The following is a 25718-nucleotide window of genomic DNA, read 5'->3' on the forward strand; positions in this document are numbered from 1 at the left end:
TTATTAAAGAGGACTGACAGTCTCTCGTCAGCAGTCAATCATGGGGGAGTTTATATGAGTGAGTTAGCGGAGATCTTGGGTAAGGACAGGATCGCTTATTTTTCAATGGAGATAGCGCTTGCTAAGAATATTCCGACGTACAGTGGCGGTCTTGGCATACTTGCAGGGGATACGATACGCAGCAGTGCGGAACTGAACCTGCCTCTGGTAGGGATTAGCCTGGTTAACAGCAGCGGCTATTTTCTTCAAAGGCTCGATGAGAACGGAATGCAATCAGAGGAAGCCCAGAACTGGTCTCCTTCTGAGCATATGGAGCTGCTGGGCGCTGAAGCAACAGTCCTTGTGGAAAGAAGGGACGTAAAGGTCAAAGGATGGCTGTATGAGCACAGGAGCTTTACCGGGGGGATGATACCTGTCATTTTCCTTGATACGGATGTTGAAGGCAACTCCCGGCAGGACAGGGAGATCACACGTTACCTGTACGGAGGAGATGAAAGATACCGACTGATGCAGGAGCTCATACTCGGGACAGGTGGAGTGAGGCTGCTGGAGAAGCTCGGCTTTTCCATAATGAAATATCACATGAATGAAGGCCACTCAAGTTTCCTGACACTTGAATTGCTGCAGCGTTACGGGGGAGACGAGGACCAGGTGCGCAGGACATGCGTCTTCACAACCCACACACCTGTCGCAAGCGGACACGATACCTTTCCTTTTGAGATGGTTGAAGGCGTTGTGAATGACCCCGGGCAGATGGAACTTCTCCGTAAGTTCGGTGAAAGTGAGGGCAGGCTGAACATGACTGTCCTGGCACTCAACCTTTCCGGCCATGTGAACGGGGTGGCCAAAAGACATAAGGAAGTATCTGAACAGATGTTTCCCGGCTATAAGTTCAATTCCATTACCAACGGGGTCCACTCATACACCTGGGTCTGCCCTCAGTTCAGGGAGCTCTACGATCGCTATATTCCCGGCTGGGCTAATGAGCCTGAGCTTCTGGTGAGGGTCAGGAATATACCCAATGGAGAGATATGGAGGGCTCACAGGGATGCAAAGAAAGAGCTTATCGATTATGTCAACCGGGAAAAAGGTATTGGCCTGTCCCATGATGTACTTACCATCGGCTTTGGGCGGCGCATGGCTGAATATAAGAGGCCTGCTTTTGTGTTCTCCGACCTGAAAAGGCTGAGGAAGGTCAATGATGCCGGAAGGATACAGTTCATATTCGCAGGCAAGGCCCATCCCAGGGATGAGCGGGGGAAAGAGATCATCCGTGAGATATTCGGTTATATGCATGAACTCAGGGAAAGCGTAAAGATCGTCTTCCTGGAGAACTATGATATGGACCTGGCCCTGAAGATGATCGCAGGCGTTGACGTATGGCTCAATACCCCCAAGCAGCCCTATGAAGCCTCGGGTACAAGCGGCATGAAGGCCTCTCATAATGGCGTTGTGAACTTCAGCGTACTGGACGGCTGGTGGATAGAAGGCTGCGTTCCGGGAGTTACGGGTTATGCCATAGGGCCGGCTCCGGGTATGGAGAGGTCTCCTGAAGAGGCTGAATCCATGGAACTTGACGACCTCTACTACAAACTGGAATATGTCATCATCCCGGAGTATTACAACAGGCGGGATGAGTGGATCAACATAATGAAGAACTCTATAGGAATGATAGCCTACTATTTCAATACCCACAGGATGATGCGCAGGTATGTGACAGAGACTTACTTCTGAGCGCCGGTCAGAGCCTCAGTTCACTTATTTTGTTCCTTGTATCTGGACTTAGCTTCCCTGAGTATCTTCACGGCCGCGTCCAGGCCTTCCCAGCCGATGATCTCCACATGCTTATTTTCCAGGTGCTTGTATGTCTCGAAGAAATGCGGTATTTCCTTTAGCAGATGAGGCGGAACCTGTTCAATGCTCTCTATATGGTTCCACAGCGGGTCGCTCTCCGGGACACAGAGTATCTTCTCGTCCCGTCCCTTGTCATCCTCCATATCAAACAGTGCGACAGGATGAACATCTATGAGACATCCGGGAAATGTAGGCTCCCATGTAAGCACCAGGACATCAAGGGGATCACCGTCAAGCGCCAGGGTGTCCGGGAAGAAGCCATAGTCGCACGGATACACCATTGAGGAGAAAAGCATCCTGTCAAACTTGACCATTTTCTTTTCCTTATCATATTCATACTTATTCCGGCTTCCTTTCGGTATCTCGATGATCACGCTCTCGATCTGTCTTTCAGTCATTTCAGCAATCTCCTCAGTAATTTACTCTTTCAGGGCCATGGGCATTGGATCCTGTTCCGTACACTCTTCTTTGGCTGGTACGTAAGGTCTTGAGAACAGGGCTTCCACTCTTTCCCGGTGAAGCGTATTATAGGTGCAGAATGGTATGACCTTGCCATCAGGTGTTGCATAGTGTATCCCGCACCTTTGTATCCTCTCCATGTCCAGGTTGTACATATCCTGGAAGTGCATGGCACCCAGGAAGAGGCTCTCCCTGTGGAACTGCTTTACCACGCTTTCCCCGCCTTCCCGCAGGACGTTGAGCAGCATCCTCGTAACATTGACCGATCTTGGCTCTTTGTCATGATCTATGAAACCGGGCACCTTGCGCAGTACATTAGCCAGCACGAGCAGGTTCCGGCTGTCATGGTTAAGTTCATGGGAAGCTTCATCGATCATCTCCATGAACCCTTCCACATCCACAAATTCAGTGATGGGGATGATATTGCCTTCATCCACGAAGATATAGGTAGCTGCCCCGCAGTGGGGATGTACTGTCATTTCAGGCAGGGGTTTGTGCCTGGCCTTTGAAAGGAACCTTGATATGGGCACCACAAAGGGTACAGGGTACCAGGCATCACACGGTATTTTCCCATCCGTCTGCTCCTCTGTGAGCTTGGCAAGGTCAGGGATAGTGATCCTGCTCATTTCTCTCTCTTCCTGTCGGATGCGTCCTGTGAACGATACCGGCTGGAAGTTCACCCCTTTGACAACATCCCTGTTCTTCACAGCGTACCTTATCAAATCTCCCACCTGGTGGTCATTGACACCTTTTGTAAGAGTGGGGACAAGAGTGATACTGCGGATGCCTGCATTCCGCGCATTCTCTATTGCCTTCTCTTTGATCGGGAAGGCGTTGAATCCCCTCATCCTTATATATGGATCAGGCGTTACCCCGTCAAACTGCAGGTATATGGTATGCAGCCCTGCCTGTACCATCTTTTCTCCGTAGGCAACGCTTTGGGCAAACTTTATCCCGTTGGTGGCAACCTGTATCTGCACAAAACCAAGGTCTTTGGCCATCTCCACTATCTCCGGGAGGTCTTCACGCACAGTAGGCTCTCCTCCCGAGAACTGTACCGCGAAACATGGTACAGGCTTCTGGTCCCTCAGCATTGTCATCATGCTGCGTATCTGTTCCATGTCAGGCTCATATATCCTTCCCGAGACCCGGGCGTTTGCAAAGCATACGGGACATGACATATTGCACCTGTTAGTGACATCGATGTTTGCCAGGATAGTGCCTGTCTTATGGGATGTGCATAATCCGCACTGGAAGGGGCAGTCCGAGTTGAAGTTCACATTAGGGTTCAAAAGGCCGCAGCCAATACGTGAGAACTTCCCAAATCTCCTGTACATGGCAGCGTCCGACCAATATACCTCCCTGAAACGACCATGAAGAGCGCATGTCTTTTCCATGATGATCCTGCCATCCTCCTCCAATAGGGCAGCATCTATCAATTCCCCGCACAGAGGGCACACTGAGCAAGTATGTTCTTTCAGATATAATCCCCACACTTAATGTATCCACTACCCATAAATGAAATGTATGTAGTTGGTTTGTAGTAATCTTATTTATCTTTTTGCAGCTTGTTCCATTTTTAATACCTGAAGCAGGTGTAACATCCTTTCTTAAGGATTTATATGCAACAGAGACAGATAGTTTCTTGCGAGAGGGAGTTGGGGTTATCATTACGAGCGAAGAGCAGTGCAAATAGCTGCAGAAGCAGTTCATGCAGGGTCTGTATCCTTAATAGTCAACTTTCCACGATAAATTGCCACATCGCTCGTCTCTCTCGCAAATCAACGATCTGATGAATATTCCGTTCACATTTCCCATCTGCCGGGCTTGAGGCAGTTTACTCGGACATAGGTGGAGGAAAGCATGAAGACTGGTACCGCGCAGGGTTTTCTGCCTGCGGACAAGATGATAAACGTCAAAGTAAGGAATCCAGAAGGTGAAGATCTTGGTAAGATAAAGGAACTGATGATAGACCTGCGGTATGGCAGGATCGCTTATGCGGTGCTGTCTTTCAGCGGCCTGTTCGGCATAGCTGAGAAATTGTTTGCCATTCCCTGGAAATCGCTCACCTATCTGAAGGAGGATAAGCAATTTGTGCTTAATGTGCACAAGAGCATTCTTGAGGAGTCAGTGGGCTTTGACCGGGTAAACTGGCCTCTCAGCGACCGGAGGTGGCTGTGCGACCTTTATGAGGAATATAAGTGCGAGCCTTACTGGACAGAATGAGTTTACTCTTTTATATTGTTAATAATTCCTCTTTTATATTCTTAGTACCTGACGCTCTTTACCTGTCTTTCCTCTGCGCTTGCACCCATGTAGATGAATATGGCTATGATCACGAGCCAGAAGCTGGTCAGCAGGCCGACCACTCCCATAAGGAGGGCAAGTATCTTCCCTACTGCTGCTGCTTTCTCAGTGGCTTCCACAAAGCTCATACGGCTTGCAAGCAGAGCCCGCAGTATCCTTCCACCGTCCATGGGGAAGGCAGGTATGAGATTGAACAATGCAAGTACCACATTGATATAACCCAGGATGAAGATCATCATGAACAGGGCATTTCCTTCCGCCGTACTTGCAGCAGGATTGAGGAGATAGTTGACTGCAAGAAGCACAATTCCTATGACCAGGCTGGAGAAAGGCCCGGCAAAAGCCATGGCAGCTTCTTTTGAAGAGTCCCTGAGCTCACCTTCCATCGCCGATACTCCGCCTATGAGGTATAGCGATATCTCTCTTATACCAGTCCCGTATCTCAGGGAAAAGTATGAATGGGAGAGCTCGTGGACAAGTACGGATGCAAACAGCAGTATCGCTGTGGCCAGGGCAAATGCGTACTTCAACACCTCAGGATGTGTTCCCGCAAATCCGTAAGGTTCGGGCTGCACTGCAAACACCCAGGCAAAAAAGGGCAGTACTATCAGGAACGATACATGGATCTTGATCGGTATGCCAAATATCCTGGCGATCTGGATCGAATTTTCCATCAGTTTTTCTCCCTCATATCCTCTGCATAGGATCTCTTGACCGTGCTCTTATTGCTGCTATAGGTGTGCCCGGACTTATGTCTTTCCTGCCTTTCTCCGTCCCGTGAGGTCGCTGGGATCTCATGCTGATCTCTGTTCCCTTATAAGTGGCAGCACATCCTCCGCATAGGATTTTATGAACTTCAGTTCATCGGGGCCGGCATAATGGATGTAGATATGTGTGAAACCTGCGTTCATATACTGTTTTATGTACTTTGCGTGCTCTTCAGGGTCTGATGAGATGCATGCCTTCTGCCTGAGGATATCATCGCCCACGACCTCCCCGTTCTGCTGTGACATTGCGGGAGTGTATATCTTATTAGTGAACAGGGCAGGAATGAAAGCGCCGGCCCAGTATTTATGAAGTCTTTCCAGAGACTCTTCAAGCCGGTCTCCGTATGCCACGAAGAGCTCGACCATCCGTGGCATGTTTGATATATCCTTGCCTGCCCGTTTTGCCCCGTTCTCGAATTTCTCCATGAGCTGCTTATATACCTTCATCCTGGAGCCGCCCACCGATATCATGCCATCCCCGTGGTACCCTGCAAACTGCGCACTCTCGGGCACCATGGTAGAGATATATATGGGAATATCCCGGGGAGGCAGTGTGTATAGTTTTGCGTCCTGGGTGCAGTAGTACATGCCGTCAAATGTGATCTTTTCCCCGCTCCAGAGTTCCCTGATGAGCTTGATGGACTCGGCCAGCATCTCCTGCCTCTCGTTATATTCAGGCCACTCGCATGTCACAGGATATTCGTTAAGGGCCTCCCCTGTCCCCAGACCCAGGTAAGTCCTTCCCCCGGCCAGCGAAGCTACGGTTGCAGCTGCCTGGGCAATAATGGCAGGATGATACCTGAGGATAGGACAGGTGACACCGGTGCCTATCTTAATCTTCTTTGTACTGACCGCAGCGGCTCCCAGCCAGCTCCATGTAAAGCAGGACTGCCCTTCCTCGCTCCAGGGATGGAAATGGTCACTTACGTCTATACTGTCAAAACCGTTTTCCTCCACTGCAATTGTCTGCTCCAGCATCTCGGATGGAGTATACTGTTCGGGACCTATCTTGTAACCTATCTTTATCATTACAATACCCCCACTTTAGATCAATTCAAAACTTTCCCGAATCTATATTGGTATCTGACTTTATTTAAGATCGGAGTAAACTTGTTTAAGTAGCATCTTTACGCCTTCTGCTTCTCCTGTCATAATATATCATAGAACCGTATCTGTCTTACAGGTTATGCTTTCCGGAAACGGTTAATTACTTAAGTGGAAAGTCTTATCTTACTTTAAAAAGGATTCTGAAGTGCGGGAGAAGAGTTCAATGAGCGTAGTGGAAACTATATGGGGCCTGATATTACTCCTTTCAATCATCTGGGTGATATATGACCTGTTCACTTACAACAGAGCGATGAGTACACTCAAAAAGGTATTGTGGATAATTGTCGTTCTATTGCTGGGCATACTAGGGGTTATACTTTACTATCTTATCGGAAGGAGGAGAAGGTAAAGGCCGGAAAAAAATCATCTCCGGCAGACCGGCTGGTGCTGTACCGGCCTTCCCTCCGGCCTTTTTTATTTTTATCCGGGCCGGAGTTTAGCATTTTTAATTATCATTTCTGCCTGCCTTCTTCGCTACTGTTCTTACCCACCACTATCTATATTACTACCATTTCATCCGGATTGAATACAAACCTTCATCGCGCTGCGCATGAGCAGGCAGGCGCAGGAAAAGATGTGGTCCTCCGTCTGCTCATAATCTCGGTGAGACTGTATATATACTCCATATAAGAAGAGAAACGGCGCCAAAAGCAGTTATTATCACAAAGTGGATTGCAGCTTTGCGGAAGAGCTGGTCGGCACCCATGAGCTTCATATAGAACGGCTTTGCCAGGGTGCTTATCAGCCCTGCCATGACTGCTATCTGGGCAGCCTGGTTATAGGGGATGATACCGTTCAGTGCAAGCGTTGCTATAGAGACTGTGACTGCTGAGCTGCTTACTACCCCTCCTATGGCGGTTGCGTAAATTCCCATGTTGCCTCCATGGGATTGGGCTATATCGGCGACCATCGTTATTATCATGAACAGTATGCCGAATCGCAAAGCCGGGACAATGGCAAAAGGGGACCTGAGTTCTATGGTCTCGTTGACTGGTGTTGCTTTTCTTTTCCGCCATGCTATCAGAAGAGTAGTCAGGGACATCACCAGAAAAGGTGGTATCATCAGGAAGGCCATCTTTCCGGAAGTGTCGATAAGGAAAGCAAAAGTAACATCCCGGATGGTCATGGAGACAATAGTCAGCAGAGCTCCCGTGCATATATGGCCTGTCAGTGACACTCTTCTTTTCGAAAGGTTTGAAAGTGAAATGACAGCTGCTCCGCTGCTTGCCAGCCCTCCCAGGAAACCGGAGTAGGCGATTCCTCCACGGGCGCCTATTCTCTTGAGGAGCACATAGCTGACAAAACTGATGGAGGATATGAGCACGATAATAAGTATTGTAGATTTCAGGTCTATGACCCCAAAGGCAGGCTCCTCCGGAACCACAGGGTACAGAATGAAGGCGATTGCTACGAACTGGAGTGCGTCAATGATATCCCTCTCTGACAGATTCTCGGCCAGGGAGTGGAGTGGTTTTTTCTCGATAAGCAGGAATGTGATTATGACTGCGCTGACAATGGATATTATGTAAAGGTCTGCTGCGATGAGCACTCCCAGAAGGTAGGTGCAAAAAAGGGATATGGATGTTGTAAGTCCCAGGCTCCCTTGCGCTTTGTTGATGTTGTAGGCAAGGAAGATACAGACCACTCCCGTGAATATCGTGGTTATCAGCAGGATAGAGGTCCCGGCATAATCAATGAGGAAGGCAGACAGCATGCCAAGGATACATGTGAGCGTAAAAGTCCTGACGCCTGCGAAAAGTTTCTCCCCGCTTCTCTGCCTCTCCCTCTCAAGACCGATAAGGATACCTGTCATCAGTGAGAGAATGATCTTCTGCATAAAGTCCACTATAAGCGGATCCAGGCCAAACCTCAGTGCTATATCTACCATTTTATCTTTCCGTGCTGAAGTATCTGATATCCATCAGGTTATTCCAGGTGTCCGGTCTACACCTGTCATTCTGCCTATAGTCATTCGGCGCATCGCTTAAATAGCCATATATACAAGCTAAGGGAAATATATTTACCGGATAGAAGGTAGTTTTAAATAATATCCTCGTTAATCCTACATGGGAGATATGGGTTCTGCATTCGGAGACATTTTGTCAGCTGGCACTTTTCTTATGAATAATGTGAATGCCAGGCTGTCCGGGTCATAATACCGGTGGATAGTATCTTCTCAAAGGGATGGAGTAATCTAATGGCACACAGTGGGGTAAGGGATTTTTTGTCAGGTACAACTGAAAGCGTAGTCAGGATGGACGAGGGAAGCTTACGGAATGTTCCTGCGACAGCAGAGAGCACACGTAACACTGCCGGGAGATATGCACGGGCGAGGAACCTGAGTGACTGGGCAAAGGATTACTACCGTATCAAGGTCACACCCAAGAACCAGTTCTCGACTTTCAGGATAGAGCACCTGACAGAGAATGATTCCATGCATATAACGGGCCAGCTGGATGACGGTTCATGGGGCACTCAGCAGTGGCTGATCAATAAAAAAGATGTCTACCTTGAGGATGGGAAGCTTGTTGCTGATAACCAGAGGATACAGGATGCCCTGAAGCATTTGCAGCGCTGACAGGTTCCTCTTTTATGCTCACACATTAAGGGGTATCGTTCCGGTGGAAGAGCCTATGAGGATAGTGGTCGCATATCCGATAGTTTTGCAGCTGGAGTATCACAGAGAACTGGAAAGCATGGGTGACCTTAAGGTCTACAATACCTGCCTCTGTCAGACGATGAGTTCATAGAGAGGGTCAGGAATGCAAATATTGTCATTGTTGGCAGATATGGTTTTTGAGTATGAGCTTCTGCCTGCCAATAGTCCGCTGCTTGGTCTGGGCAATGTGCTCCTGACACCGCATATTGCTTTCCTTTCTGAGGAGTCGCTGGACGAGTGTACATCAGTGACTGTGGACAATATCAGGCAGTTCCTTAAGGGAAGCCCGCAGAATGTGATAGATTCGGAAGTCTTTCAGTAGTATGAATAAGTTCAGCTGAAGGCAGGAAACTATAAGAGTCATAGTGACCTAAGTCTAATGGGGAGTGATTTGAATGCTTTACTGGATAATTCGTATTCTGATTGCCATAATCGTCCTTGTGATATTATGGCAGATATTACTGCTTCTGCTCTAAGTCGGATTGACTGTCAGTTATATGACAGGCTGCAGATATAAGTGATATCATACGTTAAATTTCAGCAGGGATTCTGTTAGAATTCCAGCCTTATTTTTATTGCCATACATGTCCGCTCAGCCCCAAGGCCGGCTGTATCATGTTTACCTTGCCGGTACACCTGCAGGCAGTCCGCTTATTCTCTTCGGGTTGCTGGCCAAGTTCTATTTGAGATTTATGGACCAGGCGTTACCATTCTTTTGCATGCAGATCTTGTCTTCCCTTGCAAGCCAACCTATAGCCATGAAGACAGTCTGGGAATCAAAACCGCTCTCCTTGAGTATTTTCTTTACGTTGGTAAGATTGGACCCGCCCTTTTCAAGCAGCCTGTAAACATGTCCGGCTGCATCCCCTATGTTAAGACATACCTCATCCATAATATTCACTTGACTTAATTGTTTATAAGCTTTTATGAGTCATATCAGTCCCTACTGCCGATATCCTCTACATAGGCACGCAATATTTCAGCCACGCTCCATGCCTGGGAGATAGTACCTCCGGGATTGTGGGGTGCGTCTCCGTCGAATACTTCGGAGACGGTGCCGATGCCTGCTTCTTCCAGATGCACTTCTATTCCCTTGAGCAGGTTCCTCATTTCATCCTTGCTTCGATTTGAACGTCCGTTGACCTTAATGTATGCCGTTATATATGGGCCGAGCAGCCAGGGCCAGACAGTACCGTTATGATAGGCTGTGTCCCTGCTTTCCGTATCGCCCTGGTAGATACCCATGTAGAACGGATCTGACGGGGAAAGTGTCCTGAGGCCATATGGAGTCAGCAATTCATCCTTAACAATTTGCATTATGCTTTTTTCACTGACATGAGGAAGCATTGTAAAAGGCAGTGATACGGCAAGCACCTGGTTTGGTCTTACAGAGGCATCTTTCAGGCATACAGGTTCATTGCTGCCGGGCTTCTCAGGGCAGGGGATGCAATCATAGAGGCAGCCTTTATCCTCATTCCAGAATGCCCCTTCGAAATTCTCTTTCGTAAGCTCTGCAACCTCATAGAAAGCAGAGGTATCTTTGCCAAGTTTCTCCCCCATTGTCGATGCCTGCAGCAGGGCATTGTACCACAGAGCATTGATCTCGCATGTCTTTCCCCGGCGTGATGTCAGTTCCCTGCCTCTTACTTTTATATCCATCCATGTGAGCTGCCCGCCCTGTGATATCAGGCCGTCTGCTTCCATTCTTATGTCATGTTTTGTTCCCCTGCAATAGTGGTCGATTATGCTCTCAACAGTGTCCCATACACCTGCTACAAAGTCCAGGTCTTCTGTGTAGTCCAGGTACTTTCTGAGGGAATGGATAAACCACAGGGAGGCATCCACCGTATTGTATGCAATCTCACCTGAAGGGCTTTCCGGGAAAAAATTGGGTATAAGTCCCCCACTGCAATTGGCTGCGAATGTTGCGAGTATGCTCCTAGCATCATCAAATCTTCCGGTAACAAGGGTGAGGCCGGGCAGTGAGATCATGGAATCCCTGCCCCAGTCCGAATACCAGTGATAGCCTGCTATGATAGATTTTGAACCGGTCGATTGCCGGTGTACTATGAATGAGTCTCCGGCCCTGATCAGCCTGTTAAGAAGATCGTCTTTATGGGCCTGCTTTTCAGTGAGCTGGTTCCGGCGCCGCATTTCATGGTTAAATATCCGGTCAACGTCATTCATATCCAGCGATATCCCTGAAGTTGAAGCTGCAATGAAGAACGATGACTCACCCCTGCCGACCTCAGTCTCGAAGTAACCCGGATTGAAGTTATCCTCCCGGAATGGATATCCTCTTGAGAGCTCTGTCATGTATTCCATATTGTAATACCAGTAGGCTTTAGGCGTGAAGGGAATGTCCGAATCAATGTAGAGCCTCTCCCCTTCCCTCTCAAGAACCGTGCCGGTGTCGTGTAGTTGCTGCTCAAGCCGCAGATCTCCCGAGCTGGTAAGTTTATGTATGTCTCTGTTATTGACTAGCGGAAGCACCCTGAAAGTGACAGTGTCATGTGAAGGGTTGGAGATATCATAGCGGACAACTGTCGTGTTCTCGCCGTGAACCATGGTTATCTTCTTTCTGACAGAGACGTCCTCCGCAAAATACCGGAATTCCGGAAAAGGTTCTGTGGAAAAGTTCTGAAGATGGCGATAGCCCTGCGGGTGCAAAGCGCCCGGGTACTGGTGTGCTGCAAACTGGCATGCCCGGCTGCCGACCTGTATCTCCTCGTCAAGGGATGAGAGCATCACTCTCCTGCGTACCGGGGGATTAATGGCTGCCACAAGCAGGCCATGGTATTTTCTTGTATTCATTCCTGTGGCTGTGGATGAAGCATAGCCGCCAAGACCGTTGGTTATTATCCATTCCCTGTTTATGCCTTTTGCAGGCAGCTTTTCACTGTCTGTACTACCCTTAGTACTGTCCATACTGTTATCCCGCTCCTCTTAAGATCATATTGACCCGGAATCTATTAATAATGCATTATCCAGTTCATCCAGTACTATTAAGTTCTCGAGCATAAGGGCGCAGCTCCAGCTTAAGGGAATGGCCCAAGCAGGTTCGCCGGTGTGCCTGTTTACCTGCTCCGGCAATAAACCGGTACTTGTAGCACCCCTGAGTGCCCATCTGATATATTCCAGAGCCTCCGATTTGGCTTTCCAGCCTTCGGTTTCATTTCCTGTCCTCTCACCTGATCCTGCAAGGGCCAGCAGAGCCCTGGACAGCCATAGGGTTGTAACAATCCAGGGATTTCCATCAATATAATTGTCGGTTTCGTAGCGTTTTATCCCCCGATGTCCGTTCACAGGCACCCCTAGCTTTTTCTCAACAGTGCGGATGGTCGAGAGTATCATCTCCCTTTCCCTTTCGTCGTCTGCACTGAGCATGCCGAAAGGTACGAATACCCCAAGGATACTGGCATCGACTTCGGTGTCCGTCCTGCCGTCCACCCTGCCCCTTGCGAAATACCCTTCAGGCAGCCAGAACTCTCGAACAGTCGCCTCCTTGATGAGCTTCGCCCTTCCAAGCCATCTGCTTGCGAGTTCCTGCTCGCCGTATTCAGCAGCAATGTTCGCAGCCCCCGTAAGCCCTCCGTATATGGCAGCATTTGTGTGAGTGAACGTGCCCTTGTATGATTCCCACAGGCAGGTGCAGGAATCGTGAAGGCCACCGGTAGTTCTCCTCATCAGGTATTCGGCAGCAGGCAGTACACTTGGCCATATCTCGCTGAGAAAGGCGCTCCGGGACGCTGGTTGCAGGCCCTGGAAGTATCTGCCCATTGCAAAGAGTGTCGCCCCGGTCTCGTCCATCTGCGTGGAGAAGCTGAAGTTCCCCCAGGAAGAGCCCAGGCTCCCGTCCAGCCAGTAGCGCTGGAACCAGGAGCCGTCGGACAGCTGCGTCTTCCTGCACCATCTGAAGAAACGCATGCAGAAGTCAGGATAACCTGCATTGAGGAGCGCAAGCACTGTCTCGGCAGCGTCCCTGTTCCAGCAGTACCCATATCCTCCGCTCAGCTCAAACTCATGGTCGAACTCGGGAGCTGCGACAAAAGAACCTTCCTCCGGGTCGCTCAGAAGGGACAGGGTCAATAAGGACCGATTGAAAGCGCTGATAAGATCCTCACGGTTGTCATCCACGATCTGTGGTAGCGTGATCCTTCTGCTTCCCGACAGCCAGCCAGTCCGTTCCTCGTAAACCTTTTTTACCATTCTTTCCACATTTTCAGTGCCTGCTGTTCTCATTTTACTGTAGAGCATCTCCCTTGTGGGTGCTGCACCGATGAAAACTGTTATCTCCCTGCCTGAGCCCGGCTCTATGTCCAGCTTCCATCCAATGGCGCTGTTGAGCCTGCCTATCTCCTCACGCTTGTTGTGCAGTTGCCCGTCCCGCATATCATATAGTGCGTTGGTCCATATATCCGAGTCAAGGGCCCTGCCCACCTGCCATTCTTCGAATGAGGGTCTTGAGCTAAGTCCCAGGTGATAGTTTCTCCAGTAGTGTACAAGTATTCGGGCTTCGGGGTCACAGAAGGCGGAGTTCTTCTTAACTGTCTCTCCTGCCTGGAACTTCGAGTAGTAATAGAATCTGCCATGGAATCCTTCAGAAGCGCTGATTCTGTAATTACGCACCATTATGGGATGACTGGGATGAGCGAGGTCCAGGATGTCCATGCTCAGCCCTCCCTGCCGGCGGAGGTGAGTGACCACGACATTTGTATCTTCTATGTAGCTCTGGGTCGCATGCCATTCATGGTCATCGGACCAGATAAGCCTCTTCCCGTCATGCAGGCATGCCTGCGATTCCTCTACATGCTGGGCAAAGTCCCTGCCGGGATAGAAGAAACCGAAAATTTCCGCCTTCTTTCCCATTGTAACAAGCAGTTTCTCGTTACCAAGTATCGCATTGGGTTGCCTTATCATCTTGAATCTCCCCTAATAACAATTCCGGTTGCCGGGCACTGTCTTCGGAATACGTGCCCGTCCCTTCTTTTAACTTCGAGAACAGGTCCGTATTTCCATATGCTATTGAATACATATACACGCTCTGTAACACCTTTACCCGGCACAGAGGATTATATTTTTATGACGACTTTGCAAATGAAGATTCCGACTAAATGATAATGTTACTCTTATTAGTTATTAACTTAAGTCTGTATTTGAAACTATTACTGGAAGCCGCTGATTTGTCTGATTGTAGGTTTGTAGGACGTTGAGACTGATTCGAAACAGTATATTTTGTGCAAATAGCGAATGAACTGTACAGCAGTTACAAGTTTCATACGAATCTAAACGTAGCAATGATGCAAATAATGACCCAGATAAACCATAAAATGGCGGTTAAAATTCCAACAATGACTGCTTTTGATAGATTTTTTGTTAGTATTGCATATGCGATGGCTGAAGTGATGCCAGGTAGCATAAACCATAGAGTTGGTATATTTCGCAGAAGCCCTCTCAGGAGTTGGCTTTCTAGAGAAAAAGATGCAATGTGATATAGTGCCACTGTTCCTAGAATGAGAAAAACTCCAACCGTGTTTTCACTTAGATATTTACCTTTGATTTGCATAGTCCTCTTTGTCACTATATTTTATAAGAATAGATTTCTTTCGTAATAATCCTCTATTTCTAGGCTAGAATGTGAATTATCTGGAGATGCAATTGCAAAGTGCTTCATTGTAAAAAATTGTCATAAACTGATATGGAGGATATGAAATGAAAGACAGGTTTTTCTGATTTGAATATTGCGAACCCAGCTAGTTGTTCTTACATTATTGAACTATTTTATTTTTCAGGATCTTGATCAGCCGGGCAATTGAAATGCCTATAACTGACCCGATCGATATGGTGAGGACCAGCGGCAACACAACCATTATTACAAGAAGCAAAACAGTTGTTATATCATTCCCTACTAAGATTTTCAATGTAACTGAAATAAGGGTGAATATATATTCAATAATAGGCTCCACGATGAGTACTACTATGGTATCAGCGATAAATGCTGGAAGTGATGCTAGAGCGTATATTGTATTTGTGGTGAGAGCCCGGATATAGTCATCGTATGCAATATGGGAAGGTGGATATGATGCATAAGCACTAAAGACGTAAAGCATGCCACTGTATAAACCCCATACTGCACCTAGTACCCCTCCATTTTTTTCGTAGTTATCCATGTTTTCCCCAAATTAATAAAACAAATCTTCCATTAAATTGCAAATATCAGTTTAATTCAAATGTAGCTAGCATATAAGCAATAGCCCAGATGAACCATAGTATATTTGTTAAAACTCCAACAACAATTGCTTTTCTTATGTTCTTTGTCAGTACTGCATATATAAGAGATGAAGCGATTCCAGGAATCATAAATACCCATACAACCGATATACTTCTTCTAAACTCTTGTAGTATGTCACTTTCCATATTCAGCATGTGATACAGTACCAGTGTTCCGATTATGACAAGAATACCAATAGTATTCTCGTTCAAATATTTCATTTTTGACTGCATGTTTATTTTCCAAAAAATTGAAATCATTGTGAATATGTTATAAAATTCTGTGCAAATACTACATTATATTAACTTACTGAGCTAATTATGTTTAATGTACTTTGAACCTACATCTAACAACCATAATTAATTATCGTGTTTCTACTCAAGTGCAAAGTTTAACAATTCGCCTTGAATGTTTATTCCATGTCATAAAATATGAGTATTGAGATCTGTAAATATTCTTATTCTATTTTCTACTTTTTTTAGTATATAAAAGTAATGGAGCCTATTGTCAACTCATCATTTTTACTCTTATTTTTTAGCAGAACCTGATAAATTTTCTCTTCCCTGCTTTTACTTGTTAAAGTAAAGTTATGAAAAGTTCAGTTTAAATTTTTCTATTTAATATTGATTTGTAGAAATGGCTTCTAAGTTTTTAAAATAATGTACGTATATTAAACACAAGAAATTAATTTAGAAATATTTAAGTATTAGTTAATATTTTTAAATCCTCTGTAATGGACTCTGTCTAAAAGCAATTATAATTATCAATCTATTTCAATTATTTGGGTAGGATTGTGACAAAATCTATGTTCACTTTAGACTAGTTTAGACATGTGTTGCATTAATTATGTCAAAGAGGAGTAAAAATGAAACAAAAAACAAATTCTGACTTTAAACACAGAAGATGTATAGAAATATGTATACTGATAGCGCTTATACTACTTTGTTCGGCTATTCCTGCATTTGCTGCTGAAGACACCATCGATGTAAACATCATTGCGCCAACTCAAGTGGCGCCGGGTAGTTTATTGAAGGTTCGCGTATCCATATTCAATACGCAAGAACTTCCCTCACTTCAGGCCGAATCTATGAGCATCGAGGAGCAAATAAATAATCAGGACGCTGAGTTGAAATCTGAAAAAAAGAAGATTACAATTAAAGAGATAGACTATGAAAATCCTTTCCAGCTTGTTGAGGAAAAGACAGTTGGCAACAAAGTTTCAGATGCCAATTCCAAGGATAAGCAAGGTAATGATCTTCTGGTCCAGTCTTTTGAGACTACAAATACTTCCATATTCTCAATCTCAAAGCCAAAACCTGAAAAAAAATCCGTTAATCAAAAACTTGAGCCAATAGGCAATACATTGAAGATCAGAAATAATCTCAATGAAGAGTTTAATGCTAAGATTAAAAAAGAAAATCTTTCAACCGAGCAGATTGAATATTACGTTGATCTGGACAAAAAACTTCAAAAAATGATAAGTAAGGGAAAGACAAGCATAGTTCTTGAGGTTCCTGTTCCTGATAAATTCCCAGAAGGTGAAATTCTCACTATACCTGTTGACGTGGTATATTCAACAGAGTCATCTGCAACAGAGACAATTTCCACATTGGCAACTGTTACTGTTACCTCTAATCCTGTACCAAAAAGAGCTATAATCATAGATATAGATGGTCTGAAACGTGACGCTCTATACAATTCTCTTTCAGACATGCCAAATATGTCTGTAATCGCTGATAACGGTGTCAGGTTTACAGATGCAAAAACTGTGTTTCCATCGGTAACTTTGGCAACACAAGCATCCATCTTCACAGGTAATTATCCTAAACAACATGAAATTGCTGGAAACAGATGGTTTGAAAAGAGTAGTCGAACTTATCGTGATTATTGGCTGGAGGTCTGGTATGACCTAGATTTCAATTCGTGGTATGGTCTCTTCTGGTATCCTATTTGGACCGAAGGAACAGCAAACAAAGACTTAAGCAGTGATGTCGATACTATATATGAAGCTGCAAGTAGCATTGGTATGGATAGTACAATAATCTATAATCATTATGGTAGACATATTGATGATGTTGGCGATAAGACTAAGTGGGTAAAGCCTTTATTAGCGGGATGGTACCATTATGACCATCAACATGATAAGGAGGATGAAAAAGCAATATCTGCAGCTATGTGTGAACTTGATGATCATGCACCGAGTATTTTTACTATTTACCTGCCTGGGTTAGATGGATATAGCCATTATTATGGATCAAACGGAGTGGATCCTTACAACCAAGAATACTATCTAAAGAATCATGTCGATATAGAAGTCGGTCGTCTTCTCTATGGAGGTGAGTGTGATTATTTTGAATATTACGATGGTCTAATTGATTCTGGTCTTATGTATGAAACCCTGTTTATAGTTGTGTCAGATCACGGCCATATTTCTGTTGATAATGAATTGGACATAAATAAAACTGAATTAGAAAACACTTTGACAATTGCGGGGTTTATAACTGACGATGAAGAAGATGATTCTGATGATTACGATGCAACAGCGGCACCAAATGGAGGCATGGCACAGATATATATCCGCGATACGGATACTAATGATTGGAACGACCAGCCAGAGTTGGATGATCTGCTTCCTGCTTTAGATGCATATAAGTCTCACTCGTATGTTGATGTGATATTGGTCAGGTACTCAGGGTCGAACGGATACAGGGTTTATACAGGAGACGGCAATACTCAGGACTTAAAGACCTTCTTTGCAGGTAAAACGGATTATGTTGACGCTGTTAATCGTATAAACGGATTGAACTCCGCGAGAAGCGGGGACATAGTTTTACTGGCCAATTCTGCGGACGGATGGTATTTTGATAACGACGAACAGGAAAGCGAACATGGTGGCCTCAGTCCTGATGAGTCGTACATTCCATTGATATTCTCAGGACCGACTATAAGAAAAGGCGTGGATACAACACCTGCAAGCAATATCGATATGGCAACAACGATTGCAGATCTGCTCGGTTTCTCAATGCCTAAAGCTGACGGAAAGGTTTTGCCGGTGCAGGATTCCTTTGGATACAGGGTAAAGGACAGTAACACATACGGAGGACCTGACTATGACTGGATAGAAATCTCACAAACCGGTACGGGGATATTGGCCGATTCCGATGACGGCATAGTCAGTAATATTGACATTGGTTTCTTCTTCAATTATTATGGTACGGACTATAGCAGGCTGGGTGTAGCAAACAATGGTCTCCTATTCTCCGGTGCAACAACGTCTACATATGTAAATGAACCTATAGGACAATCTGCTTCTGCCCACGGTTTCATTTCACCTTACTGGGATGATCTTGTGACATGGGAGGGAGGTCGTGTTTATTATCAAACTCTAGGAACGGCTCCTAACAGGATCTTTGTTGTGGAATGGGTGGACAATCAACACTATTCTAGTTCTACGAGCGGAATAACCTTTGAAGCTATATTGTATGAGGGAAGTAACAATATCAGGTTCCAGTATAAGGATGTGGATTTTGGCTCAGTATATTGGGCAACCAGTTATGACCGCCCTCCCTACAATAAAGGGGGTTCAGCTACAGTTGGAATTGAATCACCTGATGGAAATGGGGGAATTCAGTATTCTTACAATAAACAGGTGATAAATCCCGAACTGGCGATTCTCTTCAAATTCCCGCAGTATGCAGGAACCAATCTCTATCTCTCAGCACAAGCACCTGTAGCCAAAGACCGCGGCAGCAATATGACTTATAGGCTGTACTACCACAACTTTGGGGACTCAGCAGCTCAAAATGCAGTGCTCACCGATAGCTTACCCAGTCAGGTTGAATTCATCTCTGCATCAGGCAACGGGATCTATAGTCCGGTTTCTAGGAAAATAACATGGAGCCTTGGAACTATAGGTACTATGGGCTGTGGTTATGAGACCGTAACTGTCAGGATACCCGAAAGTGTGGACGTGGGTGCGGTTCTGCTCAATCATGCAGAGATAAGCGCCTCAAATATCGAAGTAAGGTATGATGATAACGAATTTGAGACACAGACAAAAATTACAGGTTCACCCCTACCGGCAAATGTTAGAATAGAGCCCGTTAACTTCATTGGCAATACTCAGTCAGTCTACTGGGGTACCCCGGTTACATTCTCATACCTGAGCTGCGAATCTGCAACTGGTGTTGATATAACCATACATGTCAATGATGGTGGAAGCGATATTACTGGCAGCATGGCGGGAGGTCCGGAGCGGTGGAAGTATACGACCACTTTCTATCCACGGCACGGGTATGCAACAGTGACTTACCAGGTTCACGGGTGCGAAAACGAAAAGATTGTGTTCAATTTATACATCGATCCTGCCGGCTGCGTATATGATGTAGCCACAGGTCAGCGTATTGAAGGTGCTGCTGTATGGTTGCAAAGGCCCGACGGAGAAGGAGGTTGGGAGAATGTTCCAACAGGACTCGAACCTCCCATTTCTCAACCTGATATAAATCCTCTGATTACTGATGAAAATGGCATGTATCAATGGGATGTTCTTGAAGGTTCATACAGAGTGCATGTTGAAGCTTCAGGCTATTATCCTGCAGATAGCATTGTGGTCAGTATACCACCACCAGTGACCGATCTCCATATAGGATTGACTGCTTTACCAAGTGCAAACCACCCTCCCGTAGCAAACGCAAGCGGTCCATATATAGGAATAGAGGGGCATTCCATCTCATTTAATGCCAGTTCCTCCTATGATCCAGATGGTAATGAGGATATAGTCAGTTACGAATGGGACTTTGATATGGATGGAATTGCAGATTCCACAGGAATGGAAGTCGCACATATGTGGGATGATGATCATAACGGGCAGGTTAGCCTCAAGGTTACTGACAGCAATGGGGCAAGTACTACTAATATCACCAATGTAACTGTGTTAAATGCGTTGCCTGTAGTGGACTGCAGCAACTTTACTGTGCAGTGGGGAGATACTATGACTCTCTCTGGAAACTCTACAGATCCAGGAAACGATTCGTGGAGTTGTGAAATCAATTGGGGGGATGGCAGTCCGGTTGAGCCTGGAACGATGTCTGGCAATGAAGTAAGCGGAGTCCACATGTACTCCACACCAGGGGAATATGAAACTATGTTAAAGGTATTGGATGATGATGGTGGTTTAGGTTCAGCAAGTTCGCATATCAATGTGTCTTGCCGTACCACTAGGCTTGAGTATATTGGAAATTTAACTGCTCAGTACTCGGACAATACGACGCTGAAAGCACAGTTGAACGACTACGGAAACAGCACTCCACTTTCAGGCAAACCAATCAACTTTATTCTTGGTGATCAGACCGTCACAGCTGTTACGGGAACAGATGGTGTTGCCTCAGCGGCTTTAAAAATCGATCAGTCAGCAGGCAACTATAATGTACAGGCGGAGTTTGCCGGGGACAGTCACTACAGTGCAGATAGGCTTACAGAGTCATTCTCTATCAGCCATGAAGATGCTGCTATTACCTATACCGGTGACATGATCGTTCCAGTTACTTCTAGTTCGGTTGATCTCAGGGCGACCCTTGAGGAAACTGATACTGACTATGGTGATCTGACCCAAGTAAAGGTGAATTTCACTATATACAAAAGCAGTGATGCGACATATTCAAATCCTATCACTACTGTGCCAGCCGTTGCATTGGTTACTGTGACTTCTTCGGGCATGGGCGTTGGGACAGCTAAAGCAACGATCAATAATCTTCCGGCAGATGATTATATGATAATAGCCAGAATCGTGTCGGATGGCTATTATAGCCCAACGACGTCAGCACCTGCTCTGTTGACAGTTTATGAACCAACCGGCCAGTTCACGACAGGCGGCGGATGGATTTTGGATCCGACAGGAAGCCATGGCAACTTCGGTTTCACTGCTAAATATAACAATAAAGGAAATGTTCAGGGTAACTCTGTATACATATATCATCAGGATGGCCTGGACTATATTATTAAAAGCAACGCCTGGATAGGATTGGCAATTACAGGTGCTACATCCAGATTCCAGGGGAAAGCCTCGCTACAGATATATGACTCGACTACTGGCTTGTTACAGCCAGAAAGCAGTGGTAACTTCCAGTTTATCGTGGAAGCTGTTGATAATGAATCGAGTGGAACTCCAGATTCCTATTATATAACAGTACTCGACAAAAACGGAGTCGTTTACCACACGGCATCGGGGCAGCTACAAGGAGGAAATATAGTAATACACGAAAAATGATTGGTAGGAAGTATTGTACCTCCTTGACTTCTTTTTATCCGTTCCTTCTATTTTCCTTCAATTTACGGAACACCTTTTCCTTGAAATCCATCATCACAGCCATGAAGTTGACTCCTGCATCATAGGGTGAGGAGTGGATGCTGAAATATGAGTGCACATCCCCGTCCCCGAGCCATTTTGTGCTCATGTAGTAATAGTGGTCCGAGGTGAGCAGGTACTTCCAAATGCTGATGAGCTCCCAGTCTCCGGTGGCTTTTACATAAGGCCCCAGTAATTTAGCTTCCTCAAAGCAGCGCCTCTGCATATCGTTCCCCAGCCAGGCGCTGGTGTCTCTTTCGATATCCGCCCATGAGATTGTGGAGAAATCTCCTACGTCGATATCTCCTGCAGGAGCGTACCTGCTGACGGTTTCCGAGGGTGTGAGAAAATCCACCCCTCTGTCTGTGACCTCGCCCGGGAGTGCCCTGAGGAATGCGAATATGCCTGTATCCGCCCACTGGTGCTCACCGAAGGTCTCATAGTCCATGAAAATATTGGCTGTCTCCCCTGCACTACGGGATAACCAGCTTGCCCATTTGTCAGCCGTGAGCGGGTACTCTTCCCACCAGCGTGATGAGAAGCGATATCCGATGTCATCGCTCAGTTTGTAGTTCCTCAGCAGGACAGCTATATTGCTGTCCCTGGCGCTGTAGACATGGTTGGGGGACCGGCCTTCAAGGACCCGCTCGATCCCTTCCATGAGTATGGCCTTGTATCCCATTTCAGAAGCAAGGGCGGCTATGCTGTTGTTATACAGCAGTTCTGTGTTCCTGAACACCTCAGGCACCACGCCAAGGAGGTCCGACATTGCCCTGCGATGCTCCGATACCTGGTCCATAAACTCATCACCGGACTCGAACAGGGAGGCAAGGGAGTGATAATATGTCTCGTCGATAAATTCCATGCATCCGGTATCTGCGAGATCGCGGAAGCTTTCCAGCACATCCTCGCCCCATCTTTCGCACTGGTTCAGGAGAGTGCCCGTGACGGACATGCTGAGCTTTAGTTTTCCGTCACTCTCATCCATAAGTTCCAGGATTGTGCGGTTTGCAGGCAGGTAGCACTTCTCGGACACCCTCCTGAATATCTCCCTGTTGACATCGTCATCGAAATATCTCCCGAATCCTTCCGACCTGCTGTCGGGCCAGAACCACTTGAGCCTGTGGGGCTGATGAACCTCAAAGTAGAAACAAACCGATTTCATGTGCCAGCCTCTGTCAGTACGCGCTTTACATCCGAAAGTATGGAGAAATTATTGACCGCCTTCTCATACCCTAAACGCCGGCCTTCGGCGTTCATCTCCAGGAAGATGTCAGTCTGCTGCAGGTAGCGGTAGATGGACTGCAGCTTTTCGTATTCCTCATGTGACTTAAGATTCCCAAGCTCATTTCCTATGCTCTGCAGCTCATGCATGTAGAGGTGCTGGGCGTGGTTCCCCAGGAGGTTATGCATGCCGTAACGTGCTGTCTTCTTTGAGTAAAGGGAAGGCAGTTCCTCCTGCCTGAACCTGCCGACGGCCTCTTCCGGAAGAAGCATTTCTATGCCATGCCGTGCCAGAGAGAGGGGCAGTTCTTTCAGGAACTGCACGATCTCGGCATTTCTCTGGAGATGTACCTGAAGTGAATCGTACTTGGTGTATAGTGTTACAACATCTCCCTCCATGCCGGCTACCCATGACGCGAACTTCTCTGCTATCAGGGGATACCCGGGCCACTTCCTGTCCGACAACCTTTTTTCCACGTCCTCGCTGAGGTTTATATGACGCAGCAGGGTAGGAACCTCGTTCATGTAAACGTGCACCGGATCGCACCCGTTAACGATATTATGGGATCCTTCCGAGATAAAGCACTTAAACCCGAGGCCCCTGCAAATTCCTATCGTCCTCTGATCAAGAAGAAGTTCCGGATTGGTGAAACTGACAGGCTTTACTCCAAAAATGTCCCTCAGGGAGTCCATGTGCATGCTGACCTGTTCCCTGAACTCCTGAAGGTCCGGTAATATCGGGCAGATGGAGTGATAATAGGGCGATGCCATAAACCCTGCCCCCTTATCGGCAAGCTGCCTGAAACTGTCAAGTATCGCCGGTTCCCACTTGCATTGTTCCAGAAAGATCCCGGAGATATCAAATGCGTACCTGCCCCCTGCCTCCATGGATGCCAGCAGGGCACTGTTAAGTATACTGGTATCCTTTTCTAGTCTCAGGAAACTGTTATAGCTCCTCCCTATCTCGAAATATTTGTCAAGTGCCGGGGCGCCGTATCCTTCCCGCGGCCAGTACCACTTAAGAGGTAAGGGAAGATGGACTTCAAAGCACACGCAGACAGCTTTCACTGGTTCAACCTTCCTTTGTTCCTTCCTGCATTTCCGGGAGGCCATGTATTTCCTCCGTAAGGTCTGTTCTTTCCGCCAGGGGATACATGTTCCGGGCTTCAGGCAAAAGTTCTGTTTGTGTATCGGTGACCTTCCTTGTCTGGAGTTCGCCTGCAAACCATACGGTCCTCTGAGGGAAGGCTATCTCTATCCCGTTCTTTTCCAGCGTCTTCTTGATGACCCATAGCAGCCTGGTCTTCATCTCGAACCATTCTGTGATAGGCGCCCATATCCTGACAATTATGTTAACCGCATTATCCCCGAGGGTATCCACAAACACCCCCGGAGACGGGTTCTTCAGGGCGAAGGGCTCGTTGTCAATGATCTCGCGTATGATCTTGATGGCCTCCTCAGCGTCGTCGCTATAACGGATGCCTACCACGTATTCGAATCTCCTTGTAACGTTCGCGACATAATTGGTAATATTAGCTGTAAATACTGTCTGGTTAGGTATTCTCATGTAGAGTCCGTCATATGTCCTTATTATCGTGGAGAATATATTGATGTCCTCCACAAACCCGATGTTATTGGCAATATTGATCTGGTCGCCTATCTTGATAGGCCTCTCCACTATGAGGAAAAAACCTGATATGAGATTACCTACGATACTCTGGCTGGCAAAACCAATGACTATACCCAGCACCCCTCCTGTAACCAGAAGGCCGGAGCTTTCAATCCCTGTCAGCGGTAAAATGAAAACCACAATAACCAGTGTAATGAGGCCGTAATAACCAACTTTGAGTATTATATCGAGATGCCCCTTGTCAACCTTGTCCTTCAGGGATCTCTGAAGGTAAATGGTCAGTGCTTTTCCCATTGCGATGGCTATAATAAGCACCAGTATGGCACCTACTATCTTGAGCACGGTCTCAGGGGTCTCCGGGAGGGAACTGATGGTTTCAGTAACATTCATAGGCCATGCTCCATTATGCCTCTGTTCCCGTTCAATATTATCTTACGGGATGTGTAGAGCTCGATGGACCTTTTGAACTCCGCTGTAGTAGTGTAAGTCATAAACCCGGTCTCAGCGAGATTCCTGTTGATGATCCTCATGAAAGCTCTCATTGATAGCTGTTCTTTCCCGTAATATATCTTCATGCCGTAGGCATTGAACACAGCTTTTGTTACTTCCATCCAATAGGTTGTGTCATTGATGATATCAAGTTCTATGTCTCCCTCATATCGTGTATCCGGGTGGGGGTAGGATGTAAAGGCCTTACTTTTCCAGTATCTGCACACAACCCCGTTGTTAGGCGCCCCGTACAGGGTGTATTTTATATTACTGAGGGTAAGCACATCTATGAGCTCATGGTCTCCGTTCCTGCCGATGATAAATATCCCCGTCTCCACAGGGAATGTCAGGTATATCTTCTGCTTTGTTCCCGGGCCTACCACTACAGGGTGTTCAAAATCGATAAGCAGGAAGGAAGTTATGGGTTTTGGCAGGTTCACAGGTTCAATGGGGTTGATAAGAAAGTCTCCCTGAGTATTGAGGAGTATCTTTTCAACAGTCTCGTAACTGCAGGTCCTTCTGTATATGAGGTTTTCCCTGTCCTTCTCTACCGATATCTCATGGCCTTCAAAGTTTAGAGTGAAAGGGGGGGTATATTTGTCATACAT

The 25718-nt window shown here is 46.5% G+C and carries 22 protein-coding genes; 8 read left to right on the top strand and 14 right to left on the bottom strand.

All coding sequences use genetic code 11. The annotated features are described in order from the left end of the window. Positions 1–54 precede the first annotated feature (54 nt). Entirely contained in the window at positions 55–1734 is a 1680-nt protein-coding gene (gene glgP / locus PV02_RS04000) for an alpha-glucan family phosphorylase (RefSeq protein ID WP_256622065.1), read from the top strand. Positions 1735–1754: 20 nt separating this feature from the next. Here the strand turns inward: glgP and PV02_RS04005 are convergent, their stop codons facing one another. Further along, positions 1755–2252, bottom strand: a complete 498-nt coding sequence (locus PV02_RS04005) for an inorganic diphosphatase (RefSeq protein ID WP_256622066.1) — start codon at positions 2250–2252, stop codon at positions 1755–1757. A 21-nt stretch (positions 2253–2273) separates the two neighbouring features. After that, positions 2274–3809, bottom strand: coding sequence for a tetraether lipid synthase Tes (tes, locus tag PV02_RS04010; RefSeq protein WP_342765620.1), 1536 nt, complete (start codon positions 3807–3809; stop codon positions 2274–2276). Between the two features lie 367 nt (positions 3810–4176). Here tes and PV02_RS04015 point away from each other — a divergent pair, with 367 nt between their 5' ends. Further along, complete coding sequence (locus PV02_RS04015; RefSeq protein ID WP_256622068.1) at positions 4177–4539, top strand: PRC-barrel domain-containing protein; 363 nt, start codon at positions 4177–4179, stop codon at positions 4537–4539. A 41-nt stretch (positions 4540–4580) separates the two neighbouring features. Here the strand turns inward: PV02_RS04015 and PV02_RS04020 are convergent, their stop codons facing one another. Together PV02_RS04020 and PV02_RS04025 are read right to left on the bottom strand one after the other, a co-directional pair. Next, the gene (locus PV02_RS04020) at positions 4581–5294 is read right to left on the bottom strand and encodes a site-2 protease family protein (RefSeq protein WP_256622069.1); all 714 of its coding nucleotides are present in this window, start codon (positions 5292–5294) and stop codon (positions 4581–4583) included. A gap of 120 nt (positions 5295–5414) precedes the next feature. Next, positions 5415–6416 carry a TIGR03557 family F420-dependent LLM class oxidoreductase gene (locus PV02_RS04025; RefSeq protein WP_256622070.1) on the bottom strand — a complete coding sequence of 334 codons (1002 nt, stop codon included), beginning with the start codon at positions 6414–6416 and terminating at the stop codon, positions 5415–5417. Between the two features lie 241 nt (positions 6417–6657). Between PV02_RS04025 and PV02_RS04030 the strand changes: the two genes are divergently transcribed. After that, complete coding sequence (locus tag PV02_RS04030; protein WP_256622071.1) at positions 6658–6843, top strand: PLDc N-terminal domain-containing protein; 186 nt, start codon at positions 6658–6660, stop codon at positions 6841–6843. Positions 6844–7086: 243 nt separating this feature from the next. Here PV02_RS04030 and PV02_RS04035 read toward each other — a convergent pair whose 3' ends face one another. Further along, positions 7087–8382, bottom strand: a complete 1296-nt coding sequence (locus tag PV02_RS04035; RefSeq protein ID WP_256622072.1) for an MgtC/SapB family protein — start codon at positions 8380–8382, stop codon at positions 7087–7089. 309 nt (positions 8383–8691) lie between these two features. On the opposite strand from PV02_RS04035, the gene PV02_RS04040 reads away from it, so the two are divergent. From PV02_RS04040 to PV02_RS04050, 3 genes are read left to right on the top strand one after another with little or no spacing between them, the layout of a single operon-like run. Beyond that, a complete protein-coding gene (locus PV02_RS04040) occupies positions 8692–9072 on the top strand; it encodes a hypothetical protein (RefSeq protein ID WP_256622073.1) in 381 nt (126 codons plus the stop codon). A 43-nt stretch (positions 9073–9115) separates the two neighbouring features. Further along, positions 9116–9244, top strand: coding sequence for a hypothetical protein (locus PV02_RS04045; RefSeq protein WP_256622074.1), 129 nt, complete (start codon positions 9116–9118; stop codon positions 9242–9244). 39 nt (positions 9245–9283) lie between these two features. Beyond that, positions 9284–9475 (top strand): hypothetical protein, encoded by a 192-nt coding sequence (locus PV02_RS04050; protein ID WP_256622075.1) that lies wholly within the window; start codon positions 9284–9286, stop codon positions 9473–9475. Positions 9476–9832: 357 nt separating this feature from the next. Here the strand turns inward: PV02_RS04050 and PV02_RS04055 are convergent, their stop codons facing one another. The 3 genes from PV02_RS04055 to PV02_RS04065 are packed head-to-tail and all read right to left on the bottom strand — an operon-like array spanning position 9833 to position 14073. Then, the gene (locus tag PV02_RS04055) at positions 9833–10045 is read right to left on the bottom strand and encodes a winged helix-turn-helix domain-containing protein (RefSeq protein WP_256622076.1); all 213 of its coding nucleotides are present in this window, start codon (positions 10043–10045) and stop codon (positions 9833–9835) included. 44 nt (positions 10046–10089) lie between these two features. Further along, positions 10090–12081 (bottom strand): amylo-alpha-1,6-glucosidase, encoded by a 1992-nt coding sequence (locus PV02_RS04060; protein ID WP_256622077.1) that lies wholly within the window; start codon positions 12079–12081, stop codon positions 10090–10092. A 24-nt stretch (positions 12082–12105) separates the two neighbouring features. Then, the gene (locus PV02_RS04065) at positions 12106–14073 is read right to left on the bottom strand and encodes a glycoside hydrolase family 15 protein (protein WP_256622078.1); all 1968 of its coding nucleotides are present in this window, start codon (positions 14071–14073) and stop codon (positions 12106–12108) included. Between the two features lie 377 nt (positions 14074–14450). On the opposite strand from PV02_RS04065, the gene PV02_RS04070 reads away from it, so the two are divergent. Next, positions 14451–14645 carry a hypothetical protein gene (locus PV02_RS04070; protein WP_256622079.1) on the top strand — a complete coding sequence of 65 codons (195 nt, stop codon included), beginning with the start codon at positions 14451–14453 and terminating at the stop codon, positions 14643–14645. Positions 14646–14921: 276 nt separating this feature from the next. Here PV02_RS04070 and PV02_RS04075 read toward each other — a convergent pair whose 3' ends face one another. Next, positions 14922–15323, bottom strand: coding sequence for a hypothetical protein (locus tag PV02_RS04075; RefSeq protein WP_256622080.1), 402 nt, complete (start codon positions 15321–15323; stop codon positions 14922–14924). 46 nt (positions 15324–15369) lie between these two features. Beyond that, positions 15370–15636, bottom strand: a complete 267-nt coding sequence (locus PV02_RS04080; protein WP_256622081.1) for a hypothetical protein — start codon at positions 15634–15636, stop codon at positions 15370–15372. A 653-nt stretch (positions 15637–16289) separates the two neighbouring features. Between PV02_RS04080 and PV02_RS04085 the strand changes: the two genes are divergently transcribed. Next, on the top strand, positions 16290–21689 hold the full coding sequence (locus tag PV02_RS04085; protein ID WP_256622082.1) for an alkaline phosphatase family protein: 5400 nt from the start codon (positions 16290–16292) through the stop codon (positions 21687–21689). A gap of 34 nt (positions 21690–21723) precedes the next feature. Here PV02_RS04085 and PV02_RS04090 read toward each other — a convergent pair whose 3' ends face one another. Genes PV02_RS04090 through PV02_RS04105 form a run of 4 tightly spaced genes read right to left on the bottom strand, consistent with a single transcriptional unit; the run spans position 21724 to position 25718 of the window. After that, positions 21724–22932 carry a glycoside hydrolase family 57 protein gene (locus tag PV02_RS04090; RefSeq protein WP_256622083.1) on the bottom strand — a complete coding sequence of 403 codons (1209 nt, stop codon included), beginning with the start codon at positions 22930–22932 and terminating at the stop codon, positions 21724–21726. After that, positions 22929–24104, bottom strand: coding sequence for a polysaccharide deacetylase family protein (locus tag PV02_RS04095; RefSeq protein WP_256622084.1), 1176 nt, complete (start codon positions 24102–24104; stop codon positions 22929–22931). Before PV02_RS04095 ends, PV02_RS04090 begins: the two co-directional genes overlap by 4 nt. Next, positions 24064–25011: a mechanosensitive ion channel family protein gene (locus PV02_RS04100; RefSeq protein ID WP_256622085.1), complete on the bottom strand. Its 948-nt coding sequence runs from the start codon at positions 25009–25011 to the stop codon at positions 24064–24066. The genes PV02_RS04095 and PV02_RS04100 overlap by 41 nt, the downstream gene beginning before the upstream one ends. Continuing rightward, positions 25008–25718, bottom strand: a complete 711-nt coding sequence (locus tag PV02_RS04105) for a DUF432 domain-containing protein (RefSeq protein ID WP_256622086.1) — start codon at positions 25716–25718, stop codon at positions 25008–25010. The genes PV02_RS04100 and PV02_RS04105 overlap by 4 nt, the downstream gene beginning before the upstream one ends.

Source organism: Methanolobus chelungpuianus (genome assembly GCF_024500045.1).
GTDB classification, from domain to species: Archaea; Halobacteriota; Methanosarcinia; order Methanosarcinales; family Methanosarcinaceae; genus Methanolobus; species Methanolobus chelungpuianus.